This window comes from Glycomyces sp. NPDC048151, from assembly GCF_043202775.1.
In the GTDB taxonomy this organism is placed as follows: Bacteria; Actinomycetota; Actinomycetes; order Mycobacteriales; family Micromonosporaceae; genus Glycomyces.
The window spans coordinates 584,789-606,264 of the sequence record NZ_JBIDBB010000003.1 but is presented as its reverse complement, the minus strand read 5'-3'; the positions used below and the strand labels follow the sequence as shown (position 1 = coordinate 606,264).

The 21,476-nt window shown below is 71.4% G+C and carries 28 protein-coding genes and 1 pseudogene; 16 read left to right on the top strand and 13 right to left on the bottom strand.

Annotated elements, in window-relative coordinates; translation table 11 throughout:
• Window positions 1–120: 120 nt before the first annotated feature.
• The 3 genes from ACGGCP_RS09565 to ACGGCP_RS09555 form a co-directional block, all read right to left on the bottom strand.
• Complete coding sequence (locus ACGGCP_RS09565) at window positions 121–714, bottom strand: 3'-5' exonuclease (protein ID WP_392963472.1); 594 nt, start codon at window positions 712–714, stop codon at window positions 121–123.
• Between the two features lie 92 nt (window positions 715–806).
• Window positions 807–1,751, bottom strand: coding sequence for an aldo/keto reductase (locus tag ACGGCP_RS09560; RefSeq protein WP_392963469.1), 945 nt, complete (start codon window positions 1,749–1,751; stop codon window positions 807–809).
• A 118-nt stretch (window positions 1,752–1,869) separates the two neighbouring features.
• Window positions 1,870–2,646, bottom strand: a complete 777-nt coding sequence (locus ACGGCP_RS09555) for an SDR family oxidoreductase (protein WP_392963466.1) — start codon at window positions 2,644–2,646, stop codon at window positions 1,870–1,872.
• 168 nt (window positions 2,647–2,814) lie between these two features.
• Between ACGGCP_RS09555 and ACGGCP_RS09550 the strand changes: the two genes are divergently transcribed.
• From ACGGCP_RS09550 to ACGGCP_RS09530, 5 genes are all read left to right on the top strand, one after another.
• Window positions 2,815–3,666, top strand: a complete 852-nt coding sequence (locus ACGGCP_RS09550; RefSeq protein WP_392963464.1) for a helix-turn-helix transcriptional regulator — start codon at window positions 2,815–2,817, stop codon at window positions 3,664–3,666.
• A gap of 82 nt (window positions 3,667–3,748) precedes the next feature.
• Complete coding sequence (locus ACGGCP_RS09545) at window positions 3,749–4,201, top strand: SRPBCC domain-containing protein (RefSeq protein ID WP_392963461.1); 453 nt, start codon at window positions 3,749–3,751, stop codon at window positions 4,199–4,201.
• Window positions 4,198–4,551: an ArsR/SmtB family transcription factor gene (locus ACGGCP_RS09540; protein WP_392963459.1), complete on the top strand. Its 354-nt coding sequence runs from the start codon at window positions 4,198–4,200 to the stop codon at window positions 4,549–4,551. Before ACGGCP_RS09545 ends, ACGGCP_RS09540 begins: the two co-directional genes overlap by 4 nt.
• Window positions 4,552–4,563: 12 nt before the next feature.
• Window positions 4,564–5,007 (top strand): SRPBCC domain-containing protein, encoded by a 444-nt coding sequence (locus tag ACGGCP_RS09535; RefSeq protein ID WP_392963457.1) that lies wholly within the window; start codon window positions 4,564–4,566, stop codon window positions 5,005–5,007.
• Between the two features lie 114 nt (window positions 5,008–5,121).
• Entirely contained in the window at window positions 5,122–5,661 is a 540-nt protein-coding gene (locus ACGGCP_RS09530) for a hypothetical protein (protein ID WP_392963454.1), read from the top strand.
• Window positions 5,662–5,674: 13 nt separating this feature from the next.
• Here ACGGCP_RS09530 and ACGGCP_RS09525 read toward each other — a convergent pair whose 3' ends face one another.
• The gene (locus ACGGCP_RS09525) at window positions 5,675–6,475 is read right to left on the bottom strand and encodes a class I SAM-dependent methyltransferase (RefSeq protein WP_392963451.1); all 801 of its coding nucleotides are present in this window, start codon (window positions 6,473–6,475) and stop codon (window positions 5,675–5,677) included.
• Window positions 6,476–6,571: 96 nt separating this feature from the next.
• On the opposite strand from ACGGCP_RS09525, the gene ACGGCP_RS09520 reads away from it, so the two are divergent.
• A complete protein-coding gene (locus tag ACGGCP_RS09520; RefSeq protein ID WP_392963449.1) occupies window positions 6,572–7,213 on the top strand; it encodes a TetR/AcrR family transcriptional regulator in 642 nt (213 codons plus the stop codon).
• Window positions 7,213–8,010 (top strand): NAD(P)H-binding protein, encoded by a 798-nt coding sequence (locus ACGGCP_RS09515; RefSeq protein ID WP_392963446.1) that lies wholly within the window; start codon window positions 7,213–7,215, stop codon window positions 8,008–8,010. The genes ACGGCP_RS09520 and ACGGCP_RS09515 overlap by 1 nt, the downstream gene beginning before the upstream one ends.
• On the opposite strand, the gene ACGGCP_RS09510 is transcribed toward ACGGCP_RS09515, so the two are convergent.
• Window positions 7,946–9,307: an APC family permease gene (locus tag ACGGCP_RS09510; RefSeq protein ID WP_392963443.1), complete on the bottom strand. Its 1,362-nt coding sequence runs from the start codon at window positions 9,305–9,307 to the stop codon at window positions 7,946–7,948. The two genes, ACGGCP_RS09515 and ACGGCP_RS09510, sit on opposite strands and share 65 nt — an antisense overlap.
• Before the next feature lie 80 nt (window positions 9,308–9,387).
• Here ACGGCP_RS09510 and ACGGCP_RS09505 point away from each other — a divergent pair, with 80 nt between their 5' ends.
• The gene (locus ACGGCP_RS09505) at window positions 9,388–9,852 is read left to right on the top strand and encodes an Lrp/AsnC family transcriptional regulator (protein WP_392963440.1); all 465 of its coding nucleotides are present in this window, start codon (window positions 9,388–9,390) and stop codon (window positions 9,850–9,852) included.
• On the opposite strand, the gene ACGGCP_RS09500 is transcribed toward ACGGCP_RS09505, so the two are convergent.
• The gene (locus ACGGCP_RS09500) at window positions 9,849–10,268 is read right to left on the bottom strand and encodes a hypothetical protein (protein WP_392963437.1); all 420 of its coding nucleotides are present in this window, start codon (window positions 10,266–10,268) and stop codon (window positions 9,849–9,851) included. The two genes, ACGGCP_RS09505 and ACGGCP_RS09500, sit on opposite strands and share 4 nt — an antisense overlap.
• A gap of 91 nt (window positions 10,269–10,359) precedes the next feature.
• On the opposite strand from ACGGCP_RS09500, the gene ACGGCP_RS09495 reads away from it, so the two are divergent.
• Window positions 10,360–10,719, top strand: a complete 360-nt coding sequence (locus ACGGCP_RS09495) for a MerR family transcriptional regulator (protein ID WP_392963434.1) — start codon at window positions 10,360–10,362, stop codon at window positions 10,717–10,719.
• On the opposite strand, the gene ACGGCP_RS09490 is transcribed toward ACGGCP_RS09495, so the two are convergent.
• On the bottom strand, window positions 10,700–11,320 hold the full coding sequence (locus tag ACGGCP_RS09490; RefSeq protein ID WP_392963432.1) for a TetR/AcrR family transcriptional regulator: 621 nt from the start codon (window positions 11,318–11,320) through the stop codon (window positions 10,700–10,702). The two genes, ACGGCP_RS09495 and ACGGCP_RS09490, sit on opposite strands and share 20 nt — an antisense overlap.
• Before the next feature lie 37 nt (window positions 11,321–11,357).
• Here ACGGCP_RS09490 and ACGGCP_RS09485 point away from each other — a divergent pair, with 37 nt between their 5' ends.
• Together ACGGCP_RS09485 and ACGGCP_RS09480 are read left to right on the top strand one after the other, a co-directional pair.
• A complete protein-coding gene (locus ACGGCP_RS09485) occupies window positions 11,358–11,684 on the top strand; it encodes a rhodanese-like domain-containing protein (RefSeq protein ID WP_392963430.1) in 327 nt (108 codons plus the stop codon).
• Between the two features lie 93 nt (window positions 11,685–11,777).
• Window positions 11,778–12,263, top strand: coding sequence for a DUF2871 domain-containing protein (locus ACGGCP_RS09480; protein ID WP_392963427.1), 486 nt, complete (start codon window positions 11,778–11,780; stop codon window positions 12,261–12,263).
• Between the two features lie 9 nt (window positions 12,264–12,272).
• On the opposite strand, the gene ACGGCP_RS09475 is transcribed toward ACGGCP_RS09480, so the two are convergent.
• On the bottom strand, window positions 12,273–13,178 hold the full coding sequence (locus ACGGCP_RS09475; RefSeq protein ID WP_392963425.1) for an NADP-dependent oxidoreductase: 906 nt from the start codon (window positions 13,176–13,178) through the stop codon (window positions 12,273–12,275).
• A 213-nt stretch (window positions 13,179–13,391) separates the two neighbouring features.
• Between ACGGCP_RS09475 and ACGGCP_RS09470 the strand changes: the two genes are divergently transcribed.
• On the top strand, window positions 13,392–14,009 hold the full coding sequence (locus ACGGCP_RS09470; RefSeq protein WP_392963422.1) for a cellulose binding domain-containing protein: 618 nt from the start codon (window positions 13,392–13,394) through the stop codon (window positions 14,007–14,009).
• Between the two features lies 1 nt (window position 14,010).
• On the opposite strand, the gene ACGGCP_RS09465 is transcribed toward ACGGCP_RS09470, so the two are convergent.
• From ACGGCP_RS09465 to ACGGCP_RS09450, 4 genes and pseudogenes are all read right to left on the bottom strand, one after another.
• Complete coding sequence (locus ACGGCP_RS09465) at window positions 14,011–14,481, bottom strand: OsmC family protein (protein WP_392963419.1); 471 nt, start codon at window positions 14,479–14,481, stop codon at window positions 14,011–14,013.
• Between the two features lie 199 nt (window positions 14,482–14,680).
• Window positions 14,681–15,667 (bottom strand): annotated as a pseudogene (locus ACGGCP_RS09460) (winged helix DNA-binding domain-containing protein); the annotation flags it as partial.
• A 4-nt stretch (window positions 15,668–15,671) separates the two neighbouring features.
• Window positions 15,672–16,481: an NAD(P)H-binding protein gene (locus ACGGCP_RS09455; protein ID WP_392963417.1), complete on the bottom strand. Its 810-nt coding sequence runs from the start codon at window positions 16,479–16,481 to the stop codon at window positions 15,672–15,674.
• A 121-nt stretch (window positions 16,482–16,602) separates the two neighbouring features.
• Window positions 16,603–17,016 carry an SRPBCC domain-containing protein gene (locus ACGGCP_RS09450; protein WP_392963415.1) on the bottom strand — a complete coding sequence of 138 codons (414 nt, stop codon included), beginning with the start codon at window positions 17,014–17,016 and terminating at the stop codon, window positions 16,603–16,605.
• 201 nt (window positions 17,017–17,217) lie between these two features.
• Here ACGGCP_RS09450 and ACGGCP_RS09445 point away from each other — a divergent pair, with 201 nt between their 5' ends.
• A complete protein-coding gene (locus tag ACGGCP_RS09445) occupies window positions 17,218–17,799 on the top strand; it encodes a pyridoxamine 5'-phosphate oxidase family protein (RefSeq protein ID WP_392963412.1) in 582 nt (193 codons plus the stop codon).
• A 47-nt stretch (window positions 17,800–17,846) separates the two neighbouring features.
• Here ACGGCP_RS09445 and ACGGCP_RS09440 read toward each other — a convergent pair whose 3' ends face one another.
• The gene (locus ACGGCP_RS09440) at window positions 17,847–18,974 is read right to left on the bottom strand and encodes an FAD-dependent monooxygenase (RefSeq protein WP_392963409.1); all 1,128 of its coding nucleotides are present in this window, start codon (window positions 18,972–18,974) and stop codon (window positions 17,847–17,849) included.
• A 162-nt stretch (window positions 18,975–19,136) separates the two neighbouring features.
• Here ACGGCP_RS09440 and ACGGCP_RS09435 point away from each other — a divergent pair, with 162 nt between their 5' ends.
• From ACGGCP_RS09435 to ACGGCP_RS09425, 3 genes are all read left to right on the top strand, one after another.
• Complete coding sequence (locus ACGGCP_RS09435; RefSeq protein WP_392963407.1) at window positions 19,137–20,084, top strand: GntR family transcriptional regulator; 948 nt, start codon at window positions 19,137–19,139, stop codon at window positions 20,082–20,084.
• Between the two features lie 56 nt (window positions 20,085–20,140).
• The gene (locus ACGGCP_RS09430) at window positions 20,141–21,064 is read left to right on the top strand and encodes an NAD-dependent epimerase/dehydratase family protein (RefSeq protein WP_392963404.1); all 924 of its coding nucleotides are present in this window, start codon (window positions 20,141–20,143) and stop codon (window positions 21,062–21,064) included.
• Between the two features lie 75 nt (window positions 21,065–21,139).
• On the top strand, window positions 21,140–21,457 hold the full coding sequence (locus tag ACGGCP_RS09425) for a DUF4190 domain-containing protein (protein ID WP_392963402.1): 318 nt from the start codon (window positions 21,140–21,142) through the stop codon (window positions 21,455–21,457).
• The last annotated feature ends 19 nt before the right edge of the window (window positions 21,458–21,476 follow it).

Sequence of the window (21,476 nt, the reverse complement as noted above, 5' to 3'; positions counted from 1 at the left end):
GCGTTCTGTGAGAGCGGACCTGCAAGGCCCCTGCCGCCGAAAGGCGGTGGGGGCCTTCGGTTTGTGGTGGCCGAGCGAGGGAGAGGTACGGCGCGGCCCGAGCGGCGGGCGTGCGGCCGATTATCTTCGGCGGCAGGTGTCGTAGCCGCCGTCGTAGATGCGGCCCCAGTCGACACGAGCCGACTTGAGGAGGCCGTCGAGGGAGTCGACGCCGTGGGCGCGCTGCTGGGCGACGAGGATGCCCGCCGCGGCGAGCGTGTCGGAGGCGGCCTCGTGGTGGCGGGCGAGGTCGACGCCAGCCGCCGCGGCGACGTCGGGCAGCCGGTAGGAGCGCATCGGCCAAGTCTGCTTGGCGATGACCATGGTGCAGGCGTATCGCATCGCGGGCCACGGCAGCCCGGTCGCGGTGTTCGCCGCCCGGATGACCGAGGTGTCGAACGACGCGTTGTGCGCCACCAGCGGATCGCCGCCCACGAACTCGCTGAGGCGCGCCCACACCTGCCGCCACATCGGCGCACCGACCACATCGGACGCCTGGATGCCGTGGATCTGGGTATTGCGGTACTCGAACCGGTCGTGCCCGGCCGGGGGCCGGATGAGGGTCGCGAACCGGTCCACGACCTCGTCGCCCTTGACCCGCGCCACCGCCACCGAGCAGGCGCTCGCCCTGCTGCCGTTGGCGGTCTCGAAGTCGATCGCCACCCAAGAGTCCATCTGCCGCCCTTCGCCTGAGAGGACCGAAGGTTAGCAGCGGACGGGTGAGGCCCTTACCGCCGTTCGGCGGTAAGGGCCTCAGTGGCTCGCGCTCAGACGCCGATGATGTCGGAGAGCGCGGTGAGCTCGTCCGCCTCGTCGCGGGTCAGCTCGAGCTCGGCCGAGGCCAGAAGCGGGCCGAGCTGGTCGGCCGTGCGGGCGCCCGCGATCGGCGCGGCGATGCCGGGCCGGGTGCGCGTCCACGCCAGCGCGACCGAGGCGATCGCGACGCCGCGCGCCTGGGCGATCTGGTCGAGCTTCTCGATGACGGCGAGCCCGGACGGGTTGAGGTGCTTGGCGGCCGAGCCGCCGCGGACGCTCTGCTCGAGGTCGGCCTCGGTGCGGTACTTGCCGGTGAGGAAGCCCGACGCGAGCGCGTGGTAGGGGAAGGCGCTGAGGTCCTCGGCCACGGCGATGTCGCGCAGGCCGGGCTCGAAGGTGCTGCGGCTGACGAGGCTGTACTTGGGCTGCAGGGCGACCGGGCGGGCGTAGCCGTGGCGTTCGGTGATGTCGAGCCATTCGCGGACGCGTTCGGGGGTGTAGTTGGAGACGGCGATGTGGCGGATCTTGCCGTCGTTGACGAGGTCGTCGAACGCGGCGACGGTCTCTTCGAGCGGCGTGTCGGGGTCGTCGAAGTGGGCGTAGTAGACGTCGATGGCCTCGACGCCGAGGCGTTTGAGGGAGGCCTCGGCGGCGGCGCGGACGTTGGGTCCGGCCAGGCCCTTGTACTCGGGGTGCTGGGAGACCTTGGTGGCGACGAGGACGTTCTTGTCGCGGTTCTTGGCGAGCCAGGTGCCGATGACGGTCTCGGATTCGCCGCCGGAGTTGCCGGGGGCCCAGGCGGAGTAGGAGTCGGCGGTGTCGACGAGGTTGCCGCCCGCGGCTGCGAACGCGTCGAGGACGGCGTGCGCCTCGGCCTCCTCGGTGTTCCACCCGAAGGTGTTGGTGCCCAGGACGAGGGGGTGGATCTCGATGTCGGTCCTGCCGAGCTTGGCCATGTCGAACCTCCGTGCTGTCGATGCGTTCCCGGGACGCGTGGCGTCCTGCTGTCTGGTGTTGCTCCGTCGGCAATCCTGCCACGCGCGCCCGGGTGCCGCGCCTGTTTGTGAACGATCGTCAGTTGGTCTGGAACGTCGGCATGATGGTGAGCTGCTGGATGTTGACGCGGCGGGGCAGGGCCGCCAGGTGGGCCACGGCCTCGGCGATGTCGGCGGATTCGAGGACCTCGTGGTTGGCGAGCTGGTCGTCGAGCCATGCGTTGACGTCGGCGTCGGTGACGTGGCTCTGGAGTTCGGACCGGACGATGCCGGGCTCGATCACGGAGACGCGGACGTTCTGGGCGCCGAGCTCGGCGCGCAGGTTGCGGGAGGCGTGGGAGACGAAGGCCTTGGAGCCGGTGTAGACGGCGAACTTCGGGAAGATGTTCTGCGCTGCGATCGACGAGGTGTTGACCAGGTCGGCGACGCCGCGCTCTGCGGCGGCCTTGACCAGCTGCGGGGTGAACGCGCCGACGGCGTTCATCAGGCCGGTGACGTTCACGTCGATCTGCTGCTGCCACAGGTCGGTGCGGACGTCGGTGACGTCGCTGGGGAGCATGACGCCGGCGTTGTTGAAGAGCAGGTCGACGGTGCCCAGTTCGGTCTCGACGCGGTCGGCGGCGGCCTTGAGCGCGTCGAAGTCGGTGACGTCGGCGGCGACGGCGATCGCGGTGCCGCCGTTCGCGGCGATGCGGGCGACGGCCGCTTCGAGGCGGTCGGCGCGGCGGGCGAGGAGGGCGACTTTCGCGCCGCGTGCGGCGAGGAGTTCGGCGGTGGCCTCGCCGAGGCCGCTGGAGGCGCCGGTGACGACGGCGACGCGGTTCGCGAGCGGCTGAGTGCTGTTCACAGTGGACATTGTGTTCCTTCGGTGTGCTCGGGGTTCGGGGCGATCGCCCCGTCCTGTGCACAAGTGCAACACCGTTCCGGGGTGTTTTTCGGCGCTAGAAATGCCCTCTCGTAACTGGTACCGCCAGGACCACCCTCGGGCCGCCGGGCCCGCCGCGGCTGGGGCAGGATTGAGCGCATGGACCCCCGCAGCGAGCTCTCGGACTTTCTTCGCGGCCGCCGCGCGCGCGTGCGCCCGCAGGACGCGGGCCTGCCCGACGACGGGCGGGTGCGGCGCGTGCCGGGCCTGCGGCGCGACGAGGTGGCGCGGCTGGCGAACATGAGCGTCGAGTACTACACGCGCCTGGAGCAGGGCCGGGCCCAGCACCCGTCGCCGGAGGTGCTGGAGTCGCTGTCGGCCGCGCTGCGGCTCGACCCCTCGGAGCACGACCACCTCCTGGACCTGGCCGGGCGGCGCGCCCCGCGCAGGCGCGGGCCGGTCAAGGCGCAGCGGGTGCGCCCGGGTCTGCTGCTGACCCTGCAGAGCCTGGAGTCGGTGCCCGCGTTCATCATCGGCAGGCGCATGGACGTGCTGGCGTGCAACCGGCTCGCGAAGGCCGTGCTCGCCGACTTCGACGCGCTGCCCGCGAAGCAGCGGAACCTCGCTCGCTGGTACCTGCTCGACCCGGAGTCGCGGGAGCGCACGGTCGACTGGGAGGCGATGGCCAAGGCCTCGGTGGCCGTGCTCCGGTTCGACGCGGGCCGCCACCCGGAGGACCGGCAGCTCGCCGACCTCGTCGGCGAGCTGACGCTGGGCTGCCCGGAGTTCAGCGGCTGGTGGAACGACCACGAGGTGCTGCGGCGCACGCACGGCGTGAAGGCGTACCGGCACCCGGTGGTCGGCGAGATGGAGTTCCAGTACGAGTCGCTGGAGTTCCCCGACGACCCGGACCAGACGCTGTGCGTCTACAACGTCGAGCCGGGCTCGAAGAGCGCCGAGGCGCTGCGCCTGCTCGACAGCTGGACCGCCCCGGCCGCGCAGCGCACCTGAAACCTTTCGCAACAAAAGGTTGCACGTACCGGGTTCCTGCGGTAGCGTGATACGCAACCAAACGTTGCGAAAGGAGCCGGGCATGGAACTCGGATCGATCGAGCGGGAGATCCGCATCGAGGCCTCGCCGGAGGTCGTCTTCGACGTCGTCAGCAGCCCCGAGCACCTGAAGGAGTGGTGGCCCGACGAGGCCGAGCTCTCCCCCGCGGGGGACGGCCGCATCGGCTTCAAGGGCGACGACGGCGTCGGCTGGGAACGGTTCACCGTGGTCGACGCGATGCCGCCGCGCCACTTCTCGTTCCGCTGGACCCACGCCGAAGGCGAGACCGCCGCCCTCGGGAACTCGTACCTGGTCGTCTTCGAACTCGAGCCCGCCGACGGCGGCACGCTCCTGAAGATGACCGAGACCGGCTTCCGCGAGCGCGGCTGGGCCGAGGCCAAGGTCGCGGCCGAGCACGCCGACCACGTCAACGGCTGGGACTACTTCCTGGCGCGGCTGACCCCGTACGCGGAGAAGGTCGGAGCGGGCCGATGAGCACCGCTGTCGACGACGACCTCTGGTCGGCGATCGGCGACCCGACCCGCCGCCGCATGCTCGACCTGCTGCTCAGCGAAGGCAGCGGCACGGCCACCGGCCTGAGCGAACGCCTGCCGGTCACCCGCCAGGCCGTCGCGAAGCACCTCGCCGTCCTCGACCGCGTCGGCCTCGTGCACGCCGCGACCGCCGGGCGCGAGAAGCACTTCCGCGTGGACGAGACCCAGCTGGCGCGCGCCGTCGCCCAGCTCAACGAGGTCGGCTCCGCGTGGGACTCCCGGCTCCAGCGCATCAAGCGCCTCGCCGAGACCATCGAACGGCAGCAGCAAGAGACCCGGAACGACGAGTAGAAGGAGAAGGCAATGGTCGACATCCTGCACCGCATCGCCGCCGAGCGCACCGCGCCCGCGCAGGCCTACGAAGCACTCACCACACTGGACGGACTCGCCGGGTGGTGGACCGAGCAGACCACCGGGAGCACCCGGACGGGCGGCGTGATCGCCTTCCGGTTCAAGGACGACGGCTTCGACATGGAGGTCGCCGAGCTCGTCCCGGACGAACGCGTCGTCTGGGAGGTCGTCGGCGGTCCCGACGAGTGGATCGGCACGCGGATCCGCTGGGAGCTCGAGGCCGACGGCGACTACACCGTCGTGCGGTTCAAGCACGAGGGGTGGCGCGAGCCGGTCGAGTTCATGCACCACTGCAGCACGAAATGGGGCGTGTTCCTGATGAGCCTCAAGCGGCTCCTCGAGCACGGCAAGGGCGAGCCCTACCCGCACGACGTGCACATCGACAACTGGGGCTGAGCCGCAAGGGGACTCGGGGAGGGGCTGCGGCCCTCCCCCACCCTTGCTACCCGCGAGTAACCGACCGGTAGCGCTTGATGACGGGTTTGCCCTCACTGGTTATGATTCGCGACCATGACCACCAACTTCGAGGTGTTGACATGGGGCCGTGAGGGAACCAGGGTCGACGGCCAGCTCACCAGCCGCCTCGGCCCGGGAGTCGACTTCCCGCGCGGCCCCGAGTTCGCGCTCCAGCTGCTCATGGACGCCTGGTTCCAGGGCTTCGGCGCGATGGCGCTCGACACCGGGACCGCCCGCGAGTTCGAGGAGTGCTTCGAGCTGTTCCTCGGCAAGCAGGTCTGGACCGACCCCGAAGGCCACCTCCTCGACGCCGCCACCAAGGAGCCCGTGCGCCCCAAGGTGAAAGCCGCCGAACACTACGCCGACCGGCTCGACGGCTCCAGCGGACGCTCCGGCGGGTACGACTACCTCGTCCTCAAACCGCAGTGCGAGGAGTTCCAGCGCCGCGCCGCCGCGATCATCGAGGCCTTCCACGTCGAAAGCGAACCCGGCGGCGAGAAGGCCCGCTTCACCATCGAGGCCGCCGACCCGAAGTACGTGGCCCACATGGAGCAGCACCTCTACTTCAAGACCGCCTTCTCCGGCAGCCACTGACCGGGCCGGGCGCTCAGCGGCGCGCGGTGATCAGGCGCGCGTGCGGATCGTGCCGCCATTCGCCTTCGGGGGCACGGCTCAGGTATTCGGCGCGGAGGTCCCCCATGAAGTCCTCGTCCTGGGAGAGGGCAAGGGCGCGAAGGGGTCCGGACGCGGCGCTCGCGTCGAAGTAGGCGGCGGCACTGCTGTGGACCATCGGGAAGGCCGGGAGCTCGTCGCGTTCGAGGGTCGCGCCTCGGCCGGTCACGGCGGCGGCGAGGTCGTCCTCCCAGGCCGAGTCTTCTTCGCGGGCGGGGAACCGTTCCCGCAGGAGTGCGGCGATGAGCGCGAACGGGCCGTCCGACTCGGTGGCGTCCGGCCAGAACACGATCGAGAGGCGACCGCCCGGTCGGAGCGCGTCGACCCAGGAGCCAACGGCCGCAACCGGATCGGGGATCTGCTGGAGCCCGAAGACCGACACGACCGCGGCGCAGCGGCCACTCCAGCGCGCATCGAGCGTCTGGGCGTCGCCGACGACCGCGTCGGCGAACGGGACCGCGGCAGTGCGTTCGCGGGCGAGCGCGACCATGCCCTCGGAGAGGTCGATGCCGACGATCTCCCGGCCCGGCAGACGGGCCGCCAGGAGGTCGAGCTCGGGGAACGTCCCGCAGCAGGGCACGAGCACCGGCCCCTCCGGCACCGGGTGCTCGGTGACCATGTCGACCGCGAGCTCCACCCACGGCGCGAACCTCGGCACGAAGTAGTCCTCGTACCCGGCTGCGGCCTCGCTCCACGCCCGCGCGAGGCGGGCCAGGCGTTCAGTGTCGTCCTGCATAGACATCGAAGCGTACCGCCCGCGACGGCGCGAGGTAATCATCCTCACAGGTAACTCAATTATCCGGATGGTTGATTAAGTGGTAGCGTCGTCGGCATGGAACCGAAGAGGGCCGGGCGGCGGTCGCCGGAGGCGGCGGAGCGGGTGCGGGACGCCGAGCGCACCAAGGGGAAGCTGCTCGAAGCGGCGATGACCGAGTTCGCCGCCAACGGGTACGACGGCGCGCGCGTCGGCGAGATCGCGGCGCGCGCCGGGGTCAACAAGCAGCTCATCAGCTACTACTTCGGCGGCAAGGAAGGGCTGTACCGCGCGATGCAGCGCGAATGGCTCGAATCCGAGCGCGTGCAGAACGGCACCGAGGTGCCGCCCCAGGAGGTGCTGCGCTCCTATCTGCGCGACAACCTGCGCGACCCCCGCATCGGCCGTTTCGTGCTGTGGCAGGCCCTCACCGAGGACATGCCCGAAGAGGAGTCGCAAGAGGACGCCGACGGCGAGCTGGAGCGCATGCGGGCGCGCCAGGCCAACGGCGAGATCGCCGCCGACCTCGACCCGGCGGCCGTGCAGATCGCGCTCATGGGCCTGACGATCGCGCCCGTCGTCTTCCGCCGCACCGCGAAGCGGCTCTTCGGCGTCGACATCGACGACCCCGAGTTCGAAACCAGATACGGCGACACCCTGTCTCGCATCCTCGCGAGGCTCGCCGAGGAAACCGGACACCACCCTGAAAGGAACACCTGATGACCGTTCTCGTCACCGGCGCCCGAGGCGCCATCGCGCGCAACGTCATCGCGCAGCTGCTCGACGCGGGCGCGCCCGTACGCGCGGCCAGCCGCGTCCCCGGCGCGACCGACCTTCCCGCGGGCGTCACGCCCGCGCGGGTCGACTTCACCGTCCCCGAGACCCTCGCCCCGGCGCTGGAAGGCGTCGAGAAGGTCTTCCTGTACGCGGCCCACGAGGGCATCGAGGCGTTCACCGCCGCCGCGCAGGAGGCCGGGGTCAAGCACGTCGTGCTCCTCTCCTCCGCCGCTGCAGCAGACCCGTCCAACCCGATCGGGCACATGCACTACCAGGTCGAGCAGGCGCTGGAGGCCTCCGGCATCCCGTGGACCTTCGTCCGCCCGGCCATGTTCGCCACCAACTCGCTGTGGTGGGCCGAGTCCATCCGCAAGGAAGGCCTGGTGCGCCTTCCCTACCCGGACGCGCCCGTCAACCCCATCCACGAGCGCGACATCGCCGAGGTCGCGTTCACCGCGCTCACCGAGGACGGCCACCAGGGCAGCACCCATGTGGTCGACGGCCCCGGGCACCTGACGCAGCGCCGCCAGATCGAGCTGATCGGCGAGGCGATCGGACGCGAGATCGAGGTCGTGGAGCTGAGCCACGAGGCGGCCGCGAAGTTCATGTACCCGGCCGTGCTCGACATGCTCGCCGAAGGGTCGACCGAGGTCTGGGGCCCGACCGCCGAGGCCGTCACCGGCCGGCCTGCCCGGACCTATGCGCAGTGGGCCGTGGACCACGCCGACGACTTCCGCTGACCTGCAAGGAAACCGGGACCGCCTCCCGCCGCGCCGGAGTCCGGCGCGGCGGGAGGCGCTTTGCTCGCAGGTAGAGGTAGGCGAGCACGGCGATGCCCAAGGGCAGCAGCAGGTACCAGGAGAGGGCCGTGGCGATGGCGGCCGTGCAGGCGGTCGCGACGACCGCGCGGACGCGGGCATGGCCGTGGAGGAGGCGCACCGCCGCCGCGCAGGCCAGGACCGTGACCGCCGCCAGGACCGCCGAAGTCGCGCGCATCTGCGTGTCGAGCCCGAGGCCGAACCAGGTGGCGGCGATGAACGCGGTGCCGGTGAGCACCGCGAGGACGGCGAGGCTGCGGTGCGGCGTGCGGCCCGGCTCGCAGCCCTTCGCGAGCGGCGCGGGCATCGCGCCGTCGCGGGCGAGCGCCGCCCCGAGGCGGGAGGCGCCCGCGATGAAGGTGTTCATGGCGCCCAGGCTGAGCAGCGCCGCGCACACGGCCGTGAGCGGCGCCGCCGCCGGGCCGAAGCCGTACGCGAGCAGGTCCGTGAGCGGCACGGGCGACTCGGCCGCGCTGCCGCCGAGCGCGCCCGCTGTCGCCGTGGCGAGCGCCAGGTAGACCGTCGCGACGATCAAGAGGGCCAGAGCGGTGACGCGGCGCAGTTGCCTTGCGGGGTCGGCGAACTCGCCCGAGAGGTGGCTCGCGGCCTCCCAGCCGGAGAACGCGTAGAACAGGACGGCGGCGGCCGAGAGGATCCCGGGGATGCCGTGGGGCGCGAAGGGGCGCAGGTTCGCCGGGTCGAAGTGCGGGAGCGCGGCGACGCAGGCGACGGCGAGGAGCGCGATGAGCAGTCCCATGAGGACGAGCTGCGCGCCGCCGGAGAGGCGCAGCCCGATGTGGTTGGCGGCGAACGCGATCGCCAGGAGTGCGGCGGCGATCGCGGTGGTCGCGGCACTGCCGAGCCCGGCGGCGTCGGCGATGTAGGCGGCGCCGACGAGGGCGGCGGAGCTCGCGCCGACCGGGATGACGCTGAAGAACCACCAGCCGCAGACGGCGGCGGCGCGGTCGCCGAACGCGGCCCGGGTGAAGGTCGCGACCCCGCCCGCGTCGGGCCGGCGCGCGGCCAGTTCCGCGAACGTGGCGGCGACGGGGACGGAGAGGACGAGGAGCGTGACCCAGGCGACGAGGGCGGCGGGGCCGGCGGCGCGGGCGGCGAGGCCGGGCAGGGCGAGGACGCCGGGCCCGAGGATCGCGCCGAGGTAGAGGGCGGTGCCGCGGGCGGAGCCGAGGGTGCCGCGAGGGGGTGTCCGGTCGTTCATGAGGGACAACGCTATTCGGAAGTTCGGCGAGAGAGGGGCCTGTCCGAACGTTCGGCCGGAACCGGCGGGATAATCCGTGGATGGACGAACTTGACGCGTCGATCGTGCGCCTGCTCCAGTCGGATGCGCGGGTGTCGAACCGGGAGCTGGCCCGCAGGCTCGGCGTCGCGCCCTCGACGGCGCTGGAGCGGGTCCGGGCGCTGACCAGGCGCGGCGTGATCCGCGGGTACGGGGCCGATGTGGACCTGGCATCGCTCGGGCGGCGCGCGGAGGCGCTCGTGTCGGTGCAGCTGCGGCAGCACCAGCGCGCGACGTACGAGGCGTTCCGCGAGACCGTCGGGTCGTGGCCGGAGGTGGTGACGCTGTTCGTCGTCTCCGGCAGCAGCGACATCGTGATCCACGTGGCCGTGCAGGACGCGGAGCGGCTGCACGCGTTCCTCGTGGACCGGCTCGGCACGCGGCCGGAAGTGGCGCGCTTCCAGACCTCGATGGTGTTCCAGCGCCACCACAACCGCGTGCTCGAGCCGATGCCCGCAGAGGGCTAGGCGCGGCGGGCGCGCGGATACAGGCCGAGCTGCACGACGCCCCAGGCCGCCTCGAAGGCCAGGAAGACCCACAGGATCTCGGGGCCGCCGTGGGCGAGGGCGTAGGCCATCCAGACGGAGAAGAGGACGCGGGCGATGCCGTCCATGAGGCCGTGGATCGCTTGGGGCCGAAGGAGTCTGAGCGCGGACCAGACCAGGACGACCGAGCCCATCAGGTTGGCGTAGAAGACCTGCATGAGGTCGAGTTCGGGGAAGCCGCGCAGGCCGAGCGCGCCGCTGAGGGCGTCGAGCGCGGTGTGCAGGAGCGCGAGGGTCCAGGGCGTCGCGAACGCGGCGGTGACGACGAGGTCGTAGAGGGCGCTGGCGCGCACGATCCGGAGGTAGGGGACGGTCGGTGTGGCGGCGACGGCGGTCATGGCGGGTTCCGTTCGATCGGTTGTCGGGGACGGCCTACCGTAAACAGTGGAGTGCACTCCAAGGTCAAGTCGAGGAATGCGGGGAGGCGTCGTGCGCATCGGCGAGCTGTCGGAGCGGTCGGGTCTGAGCAGGGACGCGATCCGGTTCTACGAGACGTTGGGGTTGCTCGAATCACACCGCTCCCCCAACGGTTACCGCGAGTTCGGGGCCGAGGCGGAGCCGTGGCTCGCGTATGTGCGCACCGCGCAGCGGCTCGGGTTCACGCTGGCCGAGATCGCCGAGCACGGTGCGGCACTGCAGGAAGCGCCCGATTCGGCGGCGGCGCTGTCGGCGCTGTTCGCGGAGAAGATCGCCGTGGTGGACGCGAAGATGGCCGAGCTGGCCGCGTTGCGGGAGGAGCTGGCCGAGCGGGCGGGCACCGGGTGCCCGCTCACCCCCGACCCGCGTTAGTCCACATTCGACGCACGCCGGACCTGATCCGCTCCTCCCCCAGCTCGGGCAGCAGGGCGGTGAGCAGTTCGGCGTCGAGCATCGCCATGAGGGCGTGCGCCGCGTGCTCGGGATCCTCGTTGCGCGGCAGGAGGATCGCGATGTGGCGGGTCCAGAAGCGGTACGCGCCGATGCGGTAGCGCGCGCCGGGGCTCGCGGTCTCGGACATGCGCAGCAGCGGCAGGTAGGCGAACGCGTAGTCGAGGTAGGCGTCGGCGAACGCGACTAGGCGCTCAGGGTCGGAGGCGCCGGGTCCGAGCGGCGGCGGGCCGCTCAGGATCCCTTGCTGGAGTTCGCGTTCACGCGCGTCGAGGAGGGCCGCGGCGAGACCGGCCTTGTCGCCGAAGCGGCGGAACAGGGTCCCCTTGCCGACCCCGGCGGCCGCCGCCACCTGGTCCATCGAGACGGCGTCGACGCCGTGCTCGTTGAAGAGCCGGGCGGCCGCGTCGAGGATCGCGGCGCGGTTGCGCGCCGCGTCGGCGCGCTCCTTCGGCGGCGGGGTGCGCAGCAGTTCGAGCGGGGTTGCAGAACCGGACTGTGGTCCGTTATGATCGTCAGACACATATGGACTATAGTCCACTTACCTGGAAGGCGATGCCATGACCGTGCTCATCACCCGCGACGAACTGCAGACCGCGATCGCGGAGGGCGGCGTGACCGTGCTCGACACCCTCGGCGGCCAGTACCACGCCAAGCAGCACCTCCCCGGCGCGCTCCCGCTCGTGCTCGCCGACGTCGACGCCCTCGCGCCGACACTGCTGCCCGACCGCGACGCCGCGATCGTCACCTACTGCTCGGACGAGTTCTGCCCCAACAGCGGCCAGGTCGCCGAGCGGCTGACCCGGCTGGGCTACACCAACGTCCGCAAGTACAAGGAGGGCATCCGGGACTGGACCGAAGCGGGCCTGCCCGTCGAGTCCGCCTGAGCTCCAACAGGGCCGCTCCGCGCACGCGCGGGGCGGCCCGAGCGGGGGCAGGGGTACGGTGTCCTCGCAACAACCGCATCAGCCGCCCCACTGATGCCCAACCCCCCCGAGGAGTCCACAGTGAAGCTGCTGTTCCACACCGCCAACATCTACATGATCACGGGCCTCGTCAGCGGCCTGTACTACCGCGAGCTGACCCACCTCACCGGCTTCGAGGGCGAGACGCGGCTCAGCGTCGTGCACACCCACATCCTCGCGCTCGGCATGCTGTTCTTCCTCATCGCGCTCGCGCTGGAGAAGGTCTTCGCGCTCAGCGAGAGCCGCCTGTTCAAGTGGTTCTACTGGGTCTACAACTCCGGCGTGATCGTCACCGTCGGGGTCCTCACCCTGCGCGGGACGCTCACGGTCCTCGGGAACGAGCCGACCGGCGCGGCCGACTCGGCCCTCGCCGGGATCGCCGGGCTCGGGCACGTCGTGCTCACCCTCGGCCTGATCCTGTTCTTCCACACGATCGAGAAGCGCATCAAAGCCGAGAAGGCCGAAAGCGCTGCGGCCGAAGCGGAACCGGCTGCGGCCTGACAGGAGGACTCAGAGGTCGGCGACGTGGAGCACGGTCTTGCCCCGTGACTTGCCGGCCTTCAAGCGCGCCAGCGCGTCAGCCGCGTCCTCCAGCGGGACTTTGAAGTCGATGCGCAGCCGCAGCTGGCCGAGCTCGACCGCCTCGGCGAGGGACGCGAGCGTCGCCGGTCGGGCGTTCGCGTACAGGTTCGCGCCGCGCAGCCCCCGCGTGGCGAGCACCTCGGCGTCGACCGCGCCGTTGGAGGAGACGACGACCCCGTTCGGCTTGAGCAGCCCAGCGATCGGCTCGATCGCGGCCGCATCGGAGACGAGGTCGACGACGGCGTCGATGCCGCCGGGATGGGCGGCCCGCACCTGGTCGGCCGTGGGACCGGCTGTGAAGTCGACGGTCTCGGCCGCGCCGAGCTCGCGCAGGTAGCCGGCGGTCTCGGGGTCGGTGGTCGCGATGACGAGCACGCCCTGGGCGACCGCGAGCTGCACGGCCGCCTGGCCGACCCCGCCCGAAGCGCCGTTGACGAGCAGGGTCTGCCCCGGGCCGATCCCGGTGCCCTCCACGAAGTCGTGCGCGGCGGCTCCGGCCGTGGGGAGGGCGGCCGCGATGTCGAACGGCAGGTCTGCGGGGAGCCGGGCGAGCTTGGCGGCCTTCGCGACCGCGTACTCGGCGAACGAGCCGCGGCCTTCCTTCACGTCCATGAACTGCCCGAAGACGCGCTCCCCGGGCGCGAACCCGGTGTCCTCGCCGACCGCCTCCACGACGCCCGCGCCGTCCGAGCCGAGCACCAGCGGGAAGGCGTGCTCGACCGAACCGCGCATCGCGCCCTCGACGACCTTCCAGTCGAAGGGGTTCACACCGGCCGCCGCGATGCGGACGAGCACTTCTCCGGGGCCCGGCTCGGGCGCCGGCAGCTCCGCCACGGTCGGATCGGTATCGAAATCGGTCACTACAACGGCACGCATGGACATCCTTCCGTTCCGCCCGAATCTACACCGGTCACAGTGGCGGTTCAGGCGTTCGCCCTGGGCACCGGCGCCTTGTACGCTTCATCTGGCTCAGCACCATTGAGGCCGGTACCCCCGACCGGAGGCCTGAAACCCCTGTGAGCCCCGATCCCCTTGGAGGAGTTCACCATGCGCCCATGGATGGACCGCGCCGTGCTGCGCGGACGAATCCACGGCCGCCTGATGCTCGTGCTCATCGCGGTCGCCGTCCTCGCCTCCGTCATCGCGATCTGGCAGTTCGGCGCCCTCCGCGACGACCACGACCCCGACCTCGCTGGCATCGGTGACCTCGCGACCACCGGCGCCGACGACCCGGGCACCGGCACAGAGAGCCCGACCCCCGGCGACGCCGCGTCCGTCTCCCCCGCGGTCGCCGAGTCGCCCTCCGAGACGGCCTCGGCCAGCGCGAGCGCGAGCGAACCGGCCGCGGCCACCGAGGAGGCCGTGACCGGTCCGCAGTGCACGGCCTCGCTGACGCTCGACAACGCCTGGGACGGCTCGGTGTCGGTCACCGTCACGATCGCCAACTCCGGCGCGGACCCGGTCGACGGGTGGGAGGTCCTCATCGGGATCAAGCACCTGACGGTGACGTCGACGTTCGGGCTCGCGCACATCGAGGGCGAACGGTACGGCGACATCCTGCTGAACGCCGCGCTGGACCCGGGCGGGAGCGTCGACACGAGTTTCCAGGCGAATGTGCAGGGCCGCTACGAGATCCCGGCGACGGTGCCCTGCACGCCGGTCTGACCTAGCCCGCGAGGATCCGGGGGTTGTGGCGGACCGGGAAGTTCACCGAGTTCGCGATGAAGCAGTCCCGGTTGGCGTCGTGGTGGAGGGCCATCGCGCGGTCGGCGTGCGCGGGGTCGGCGATGGTGACGACGGGGTTGAGCACGACCTCGGTGAAGCGGCCGCCGTTGCCGTCCTGCGCCATGGTGCCGTGGGCGGTGTCCTCGTAGGCGGTGACGACGATGCGCTCCATGGCGCAGAGCGCGAGGAACGTGAGCATGTGGCAGTCTGCGAGGCTGGCGACGAGGAGCTCTTCGGGGTTCCAGCGTTCGGGCTGGCCGCGGAAGGCGGGGTCGGCGCTGGCCTGGATGACGGGTTTGCCTGCGGCGATCAGGTCGTGGTCGCGTCCGTATTCGCGGTAGTTCGCGGTGCCTTTGCCGGTGTTGCCGGTCCAGCGCATGGTGATCTCGTAATGGTGCTCGCGGCCGCTCATGGCGGGCTCCTTCCGGTTCGAGGGCGGGGTGTGTCCTGGAGCCTAACCGAGGGGCCAGGAGCCGGGTCTCGCCTGCGGGGAGCTTGGGCCACCAGTGGCGGTAGCGGGAGTAGACGTCGGGGTCGCGGTCGGCGAGGAGCGCGGCGAGGGCTTCGGCTTCGGCGGTGAGCCCGGCCCAGTCGGCGTCGGTGACGGGGCGGAGCGCGGTGGCTTCGATGCCGTCGGGGGTGGTGCGCCAGACGCCCGCGGTGTGTCCGTCGACGAGGATCATCGGGAGGACGTCGCCGTTGTTGCGGATGACGGTGGTGCGGAGGTCTGCGGGGATGGTGCGGCTGCGGTCGTGGTAGGCGAGGAACACGTTGTCCCACATGGCCATGAGGCGCGGGGGCGCGGGCGTCTCGGGGTCGGGGAGCGGGATGTTGGGCAGGTCGTAGAGGGTCTCGCCGCCCGGGCCGGTGTACTGGCGCAGTCGGTCGCCGAGGGCTTTGACGGCGTGTTTGACGCGGCCGCGCTGGACCATGGCGAACTGGGCGACGTCGGAGACGGAGGCGGGGCCGAAGCCGGAGAGGTAGCGCAGGACGAGGCCTTGGAGGGCGGTTGCGGCGGCGTCCGGGTCGCCGAGCGCGGGCCGGTCGGGGGCGGCGAGGTAGGCGACTTTCTCGTTGAACGTCCAGGGGCCGCCGAGGGGGACGCGCAGGAGCGGGGCGTACTGGCGGATGCCGGGCCAGGCGGCTTTGGCGGTGTCGGGGCCGAGCCGTTCGGCGAGCCGGTCCTCGCATTCGCGGGCGGTGCGGATCTCGGCGGCGAAGTCGAGGATGTCGGCGGCGTGCCGGGCGGCTTCGGTGCCGGTGATGCCGGATTCGGCGATGCGTCCGCCGAGTTTCGCGGCGAACAGGGACGGTTCGGCGGCTTCGCGGAAGGGCCGGTACTCGTCGGCGGCGACGGCGTGCAGGGTCATGCGGACCGGGTTGCCGCGCACGAGTGCGTAGTCGAGGAAGGCGCGGTCGAGGTCGGCGGGGTCGAAGTCCGCCATGCGGTTCCACAGTCCGATGTAGGGGGACGCGGGCGACTGGGCCTGGACGGCGACGGCCGAGCGGACGGCCGCGACGACGTCCCCGGGGCGGCGTTCCAGGAGGGACTGCCGGTCGAGGGTGGCGCGGTTGAGCTGGGCGGCGGTGAGCTGCATGGGGTCAGCGTCGCAGGTACTCGGTGAAGGTCATCGGGGGCGTCCCGGTCAGGCGCTCGATGTCGCCGGGTGCGGAGGCGAAGCGGGCTTCGCGGACCGAGCGGAACATGCTCGCGTAGGCCTCGATGAGCCAGGCGGGTTCGCCGTCGGCGGCGAGGCGGGCGCGGTAGTCGGCGTCCTCGACCGCCTTGTAGCGCAAGGGTCTGCCGAGGGCTTCGGTCGCGGCTGCGGCGATGTCCTCGCCGGTGAGGTCGGCGGGGCCGGTGAGTTCGACGACGCCTTCGAGGCGGGCGGTCGCGGCGGCGGCCAGCGCGCGGGAGACGTCCTCGCGGGCGACGAGGGAGGTCGCGCCGTCGCCGAGGGGGAGGGCGAGTTCGCCGTGGGCGTCGGCGAGCCAGGTGTCGTGGAGGAAGTCGGCGAAGACGGAGGTGCGGGCGAGGCAGTGCGGGCGGTCGGCGAGGAGCGCTTCGGTCTCCTGGTGGCCGGGCGAGTAGTAGAAGCGGGAGTCGGGGGCGGTGTCGAGGATGCTCGTGTAGACGATGTGGGTGTCGGGCGGGCAGGCGGCGATGACGTTGCGGTGGTGGCGGGCCATGGTCTCGGCGGTGCCGTCGCTGGAGACCATGACGAGGGTGTCGAGGCCGCGCAGGGCCTCGGCGAGGGACGCGGGGTCGTCGTAGTCGGCGCAGCGGGCGGCGGCGTGCGGGACGGCTTCGGGGCGGCGGGCGAGGGCGACGAGGTCGTCCCGGCCCGCGGCGAGGAGGTGGCGGATGACGCCCGATCCGACGCCGCCGGTCGCTCCCGTTATGCCGATCATCGTGTCTCCGTTCAGCGTTCGGCCCCGGTCACGGGTGTGGCCGGGGCGGTGCGCTGTCAATTGTGCCTGGGGCGGCGCGTCGGGGCCGGGCGGTGGTCCGGCCCCGGCGCCTCCGCGGGGATCAGGCCTTTTCCACGAAGGCGACGCAGGAGTCCAGGAGCATCTGGCTGCCTTCCTTGGCCATGTCGTGCTCTTCCTTGGTGGCGCAGGTCTGGGAGATGGTGAGGCGGGTGCGGTCGTCGCCGAGGTCGACGAGATCGAGGCGCATGACCTCTTCGCCGCCGCCGGGGGTGTCCATGCCCATGACGAGCAGTTCGTTCTGCACTACCTCGATGTAGCGGCCGGTGATCGGGAACTCCTGGCCGTCGGGGGTGACGACGGTGCCGGTGTAGCGGCCGTTCGGGGTCGGGTCGATGGAGACCGAGCCGGGCTTGGAGTAGCTCCAGACCTCGTAGGGGCCTTCCTCGGTCCAGGCGGCCCAGACGGTGTCGATGGAGGCGTTGGCGTCGGCGGTGAGGGTGTAGGTGTGGCTCATCGTCTTCTCCTTGGTTCGTGTCGTTCGGTGTATGCCCATAGAGACTGCCCGGGTCTGGCGGATTCATCGCGGCAGCGGAAGATTTTTTCGGGGCGTCTCGGCGGGGCGCTGAGCGCCCGGTCGGCGGGAAGGGGGTTGCGGCCCTTGCGGGGCGGGCGTAGGTTGAGACTCGTCCACCGACTGGGAGTTGGAGTTCATATCATGGGAAAGACGTACGACGCGATCGACGGCCGCCTGAAGGAGTTCATCGAGGCGCAGCCGGTGTTCTTCGTGGCGACCGCGCCGCTCGCGGAGGACGGCCACGTCAACCTCTCCCCCAAGGGCCACAACGGATCGCTCAAGGTCCTCGACGAGCGCACCGTCGCCTACCTCGACTTCGGCGGGTCGGGGGCCGAGACGCACGCGCACCTGCGCGAGAACGGCCGCATCACCCTCATGTGGTGCGCCTTCACCGGGCCGCCGAACATCGTGCGGGTGCACGGCACCGGCGAGCCGGTCTACCGGGACGACCCGCGCTTCGAGGAGCTGATCCCGCTGTTCGCCGAGGCCGACGGCCCGGGCGTGCGCGGCATCATCATCGTGCGCGCCAAGCGGATCGGCGACACGTGCGGGTTCGCGGTCCCGTTCATGGAGTACCGGGAGGAGCGCCCGCTCCTGCGGCAGTTCTTCGGGCGAAAGAGCGACGACGAGTTCGCCGAGTACTGCGAGTCCAAGGAGTACAACGTGAACAGCATCGACGGCCTGCCCGCGATCCCCCTGCCGCTGCCGCCCCGCAAGAGCTGAGGACGGCTGAGGGCCGCACCGGTTCCGGTGCGGCCCTTGGCGTGCCGCTAGTCGAGGACCGCGTCGAGGTCGATCGCGCCCTTCGCGGCGTCGGTGCGGGCGGTCCGCTCCTCCGGGGGCGTGGCCTGCGGGTCCATCAGGGCCAGCGCCTGGTTGACCTCGACGAAGGGGCGCATCCGGCGCTCGTAGCGTTCGAAGGCGACCCGGTGGTCGCCGGTGCGGCCGAGTTCGAGGGCGAGGACGTAGGCGCCGACGAGCGCGAGGCTGGTGCCCTGGCCGGAGAGGGGCGCGGCGCAGTGGGCGGCGTCGCCGAGGAGGGCGACGCGGCCCTCGGACCAGGTGTCCATCTTGATCTGGGCCATGGCGTCGAAGTAGAAGTGCTCGGCCTTCCACATGCGCTCGATGAAGCCGGGGACCTCCCAGCCGAAGCCGGTGAGGTGCTCGGCGACGAGCCGCTTCTGCGCCTCGACGTCCCGGTAGTCGTACTCGATGGGTTCGGGCGAGGCGAAGCCGAGGTAGATGCGCAGTTCGGCGTTGTCGCGGACGGTCATGACCGCGCCGCCGTCGGTGCCGTCGTTGAACCAGGTCTGCCAGTGGTCGAGGCCGAGGTAGTTCTCCTCGGTGAAGACCGAGAGATAGGTGCCGAGGTGGTGGGAGAACTGGGCTTCGGGGCCGAAGACGAGCCCGCGGGTGTTGGAGTGGAGGCCGTCGGCGCCGACGACGAGGTCGAAGCGGCGCGGCGCGGCGTGCTCGAATTCGACGTGGACGCCGTCCTCGTCCTGGTGGATCGCGGTGATGGAGTCGCCGAAGAGGTACTCGATGCCGTCGTTCTCGGCGTGGACGAGGTCGACGAGGTCTTCGCGGAGGATCTCGATGTCGTCGGAGTCGAGGGCGCCGGAGGAGAGCGCGAACTCCTCGGAGCGGAAGATCTCGTTGCCTTCGGGGTCGACCATGCTCATGCCGTTGCTGTGGTTGGCGAGCGCGCGGGCCCGCGTTTCGAGGCCCATGCGGCGAAGGACGTGGAGGGCCGCGCCGCGGACGTCGACGGCCTGGCCGCCGCGGCGCAGCTGCGGGGCGCGTTCGAGGACGACGGGGGTGAGGCCCTGCTCGCGCAGCCAGTAGGCGAGGGCGGTGCCGGCGACGCTGGCTCCGGAGATGAGGACGGTGGCGTTCATGGGGTGTCTCCTTCGGTACGTTGTACTCGCTTGTCTGGGACCAACATAGAAAATGCGGCTCTGACCTGCAAATACGTGCTCGAACTGCCCTAGTACAGGCGGTCCCGGGAAGGTGCGGCGGGGCTAGGATCTGTCGTAGTACAGACCGAGGGAGGGGCCGCTGTGCCTGAACCGACCGAGCCGCCTTACGCGCGGATCGCCGCCGAGCTGAGCAGGCGGATCACCGACCGGGAGCTGGCCCCGGGCGACAAGGTGCCGTCGACCCGGCAGGTCGCCCAAGAATTCGGTGTGGCGCTTGCCACAGCGACGAAGGCGCTGGACGTGCTGCGCGCCGAGGGCCTGGTGATCACGCGCCCGCGCTCGGGCACAGTGGTCGCGCCGAGGCGCGGCAGGGCGGGCGAGCAGGCCGCGGAGCTGACCCGCGAGCAGGTCCTGGCCGAGGCGGTCGCGATGGCCGACGCCGAAGGGCTGGAAGCGGTCTCGATGCGGGCCGTGGCGGGCCGGTGCGGCGTGGCCCCGATGTCGCTGTACCGCTTCGTCGAGGACAAGGAGGACCTGGTCTCGGCCATGGCCGATGCCGTGTACGGCTCGGCGCGCTTCGAGCGGGACGGCGCGGCCCCGTGGCGGTCGCAGGCGGAGTCGCTGTGCCGTGAGCTGTGGCGGCTGCACCGGGCGCACCCGTGGCTCGGCCGGACCCAGCCGCTCACCCGGCCGCTGCCGCTGCCGAGCGTCATCCGCTTCGGCGACCGGCTCCTCGGCTCGCTCGAAGGGCTCGGGCTGCCGCCGAAGCTGCACTTCGACGTCCATGTGCTGCTGTTCAGCCATGTCGTGGGCCTGGCCGCGAACTTCGAGGCCGAGGACGAGGCCGTCTCCGAGACCGGCCTCTCGTCGGAGGAGTGGACCGACCTCCAGTACCAGCCGCGCATCGGCGACGACGCGTTCATGGACGCGCACCCGCACTTCGCGAAGCTGTTCGGCCACTTCGGCTCGCTGACCGACGGCTACGACATGGACCTCGAAGACCTCTTCGAACTCGGACTCGCGCTGACCCTCGACGGCGTCGAGTCGCTCTCGCGGCGCGTCGGCGCCTCCGGAGACGCGGGCGGGTGACCGGGCCGGTTCGCCTGCGCCGTATATAACTTGAGTTTCCGAGTGAGGAGTCCACCATGTCCGAACTGCATGTCGTCCTCGGCGCCACCGGCGCCATCGGCAAGGCCGTCGTCGCCGAGCTCACCGCCCGCGGACACGACGTGCGGGCCGTCAGCCGCGGCGCCGAAGGCCCGCAGGGCCTCCAGGCCGACATCACCACCGCCGAGGGCGCGGCCGCGGCCTGCGCGGGGGCCTCGGTCGTCTACCAGTGCGCGCAGCCGCCCTACGCCGAGTGGGCCCGGGAGTTCGTGGGCCTCACCGACACCGTCCTCACCGGCGTCGAGAAGGCCGGTGCCCGGCTCGTCATGGCCGACAACCTCTACATGTACGGGCCCGTCGAGGTGCCGATGACCGAGGACATGCCGTACGCGGCCGATTTCCCCAAGGGCCGGGCCCGAGCCCGCGTCGCCGAGATGATCCTCAACGCCCACAAGGAGGGCCGCATCCGCGCATCGCTCGGCCGCGCCTCCGACTACTTCGGGCCCGGCGGCGTGAACACCGTCCTCGGCCCGCCGATCTTCCCCGCCGCGGCCGCCGGGAAGACCGCCCGCTGGATGGGCGAGCCCGACCAGCCGCACACCGTCAACTACCTCCCCGACGTCGCCGCCGGGCTCGTCACCTTGGGCGAGAACCCGAAGGCCGACGGCTACGCGTGGCACCTCCCGGTCGGCCCGCCCCTCACCGGCAGCGAGTTCCTGGAGCTCGTCTGGCAGGCCGCCGGGCGGACGCCGAAGAACGGGTACGTCGGGCGCGGCATGCAGCAGCTCATCGGCCTGTTCAACCCGGTCGTCAAGGAGCTCGGCGAGACCTGGTACCAGCGCGACCGGCCCTTCGTCGTGGACGACACCGCGTTCCGCGCGTCCTTCCCCGAGCACGTCCGGGTGACCCCGCACGACGAGGCGGTCGCCGCGACCCTGGCCTGGTTCAAGCAGCGCGGCTGATTCCCCCGAAACACCCCCATACCGCCCGAAGCCCTCCGTAGACTGCGCACACTCACCGTCTGCAATGGAGGCGTCATGACGCAGGACTACGGACCGGGCGCGCAGGTCAGCGTGCCCAGGGAGATGAACGGGCTCGCGATCGCGGCCTTCGTGCTCGCGATCGTCGGCCTGTGCTCCCCTCTGGGCGTCCTCGGGCTCATCCTGGGCTACGTCGCGAAGAGCCAGATCAAGGCCCGCAACATGGCCGGCAGCGGCCTCGCCACCGCCGCGATCGTCCTCGGCTGGATCGCGATCCTCGCGTTCGTCGCGCTCATCATCGCGTTCTTCGTCGCAGGCGGCTGGGAGACCTGGATGGACCGCTGGGACGAGTACAAGAAGGACAACGGCTACTAGCGGCACCGCGACGAACAGA

Excerpts from the sequence above, each read along its gene's own strand:
- ACGGCP_RS09485 (WP_392963430.1), top strand. The coding sequence starts at position 11,358 with ATGACCGTGCTCATCACCCGCGACGAACTGCAGACCGCGATCGCGGAG.
- ACGGCP_RS09430 (WP_392963404.1), top strand. The coding sequence starts at position 20,141 with ATGTCCGAACTGCATGTCGTCCTCGGCGCCACCGGCGCCATCGGCAAG.
- ACGGCP_RS09565 (WP_392963472.1), bottom strand. The coding sequence starts at position 714 with ATGGACTCTTGGGTGGCGATCGACTTCGAGACCGCCAACGGCAGCAGG.
- ACGGCP_RS09455 (WP_392963417.1), bottom strand. The coding sequence starts at position 16,481 with ATGATCGGCATAACGGGAGCGACCGGCGGCGTCGGATCGGGCGTCATC.
- ACGGCP_RS09535 (WP_392963457.1), top strand. The coding sequence starts at position 4,564 with ATGGTCGACATCCTGCACCGCATCGCCGCCGAGCGCACCGCGCCCGCG.
- ACGGCP_RS09545 (WP_392963461.1), top strand. The coding sequence starts at position 3,749 with ATGGAACTCGGATCGATCGAGCGGGAGATCCGCATCGAGGCCTCGCCG.
- ACGGCP_RS09505 (WP_392963440.1), top strand. The coding sequence starts at position 9,388 with ATGGACGAACTTGACGCGTCGATCGTGCGCCTGCTCCAGTCGGATGCG.
- ACGGCP_RS09465 (WP_392963419.1), bottom strand. The coding sequence starts at position 14,481 with ATGAGCGGCCGCGAGCACCATTACGAGATCACCATGCGCTGGACCGGC.
- ACGGCP_RS09530 (WP_392963454.1), top strand. The coding sequence starts at position 5,122 with ATGACCACCAACTTCGAGGTGTTGACATGGGGCCGTGAGGGAACCAGG.
- ACGGCP_RS09515 (WP_392963446.1), top strand. The coding sequence starts at position 7,213 with ATGACCGTTCTCGTCACCGGCGCCCGAGGCGCCATCGCGCGCAACGTC.
- ACGGCP_RS09560 (WP_392963469.1), bottom strand. The coding sequence starts at position 1,751 with ATGGCCAAGCTCGGCAGGACCGACATCGAGATCCACCCCCTCGTCCTG.
- ACGGCP_RS09445 (WP_392963412.1), top strand. The coding sequence starts at position 17,218 with ATGGGAAAGACGTACGACGCGATCGACGGCCGCCTGAAGGAGTTCATC.
- ACGGCP_RS09525 (WP_392963451.1), bottom strand. The coding sequence starts at position 6,475 with ATGCAGGACGACACTGAACGCCTGGCCCGCCTCGCGCGGGCGTGGAGC.
- ACGGCP_RS09550 (WP_392963464.1), top strand. The coding sequence starts at position 2,815 with ATGGACCCCCGCAGCGAGCTCTCGGACTTTCTTCGCGGCCGCCGCGCG.
- ACGGCP_RS09425 (WP_392963402.1), top strand. The coding sequence starts at position 21,140 with ATGACGCAGGACTACGGACCGGGCGCGCAGGTCAGCGTGCCCAGGGAG.
- ACGGCP_RS09440 (WP_392963409.1), bottom strand. The coding sequence starts at position 18,974 with ATGAACGCCACCGTCCTCATCTCCGGAGCCAGCGTCGCCGGCACCGCC.
- ACGGCP_RS09470 (WP_392963422.1), top strand. The coding sequence starts at position 13,392 with ATGCGCCCATGGATGGACCGCGCCGTGCTGCGCGGACGAATCCACGGC.
- ACGGCP_RS09480 (WP_392963427.1), top strand. The coding sequence starts at position 11,778 with ATGCCCAACCCCCCCGAGGAGTCCACAGTGAAGCTGCTGTTCCACACC.
- ACGGCP_RS09520 (WP_392963449.1), top strand. The coding sequence starts at position 6,572 with ATGGAACCGAAGAGGGCCGGGCGGCGGTCGCCGGAGGCGGCGGAGCGG.
- ACGGCP_RS09540 (WP_392963459.1), top strand. The coding sequence starts at position 4,198 with ATGAGCACCGCTGTCGACGACGACCTCTGGTCGGCGATCGGCGACCCG.
- ACGGCP_RS09500 (WP_392963437.1), bottom strand. The coding sequence starts at position 10,268 with ATGACCGCCGTCGCCGCCACACCGACCGTCCCCTACCTCCGGATCGTG.
- ACGGCP_RS09450 (WP_392963415.1), bottom strand. The coding sequence starts at position 17,016 with ATGAGCCACACCTACACCCTCACCGCCGACGCCAACGCCTCCATCGAC.
- ACGGCP_RS09510 (WP_392963443.1), bottom strand. The coding sequence starts at position 9,307 with ATGAACGACCGGACACCCCCTCGCGGCACCCTCGGCTCCGCCCGCGGC.
- ACGGCP_RS09555 (WP_392963466.1), bottom strand. The coding sequence starts at position 2,646 with ATGTCCACTGTGAACAGCACTCAGCCGCTCGCGAACCGCGTCGCCGTC.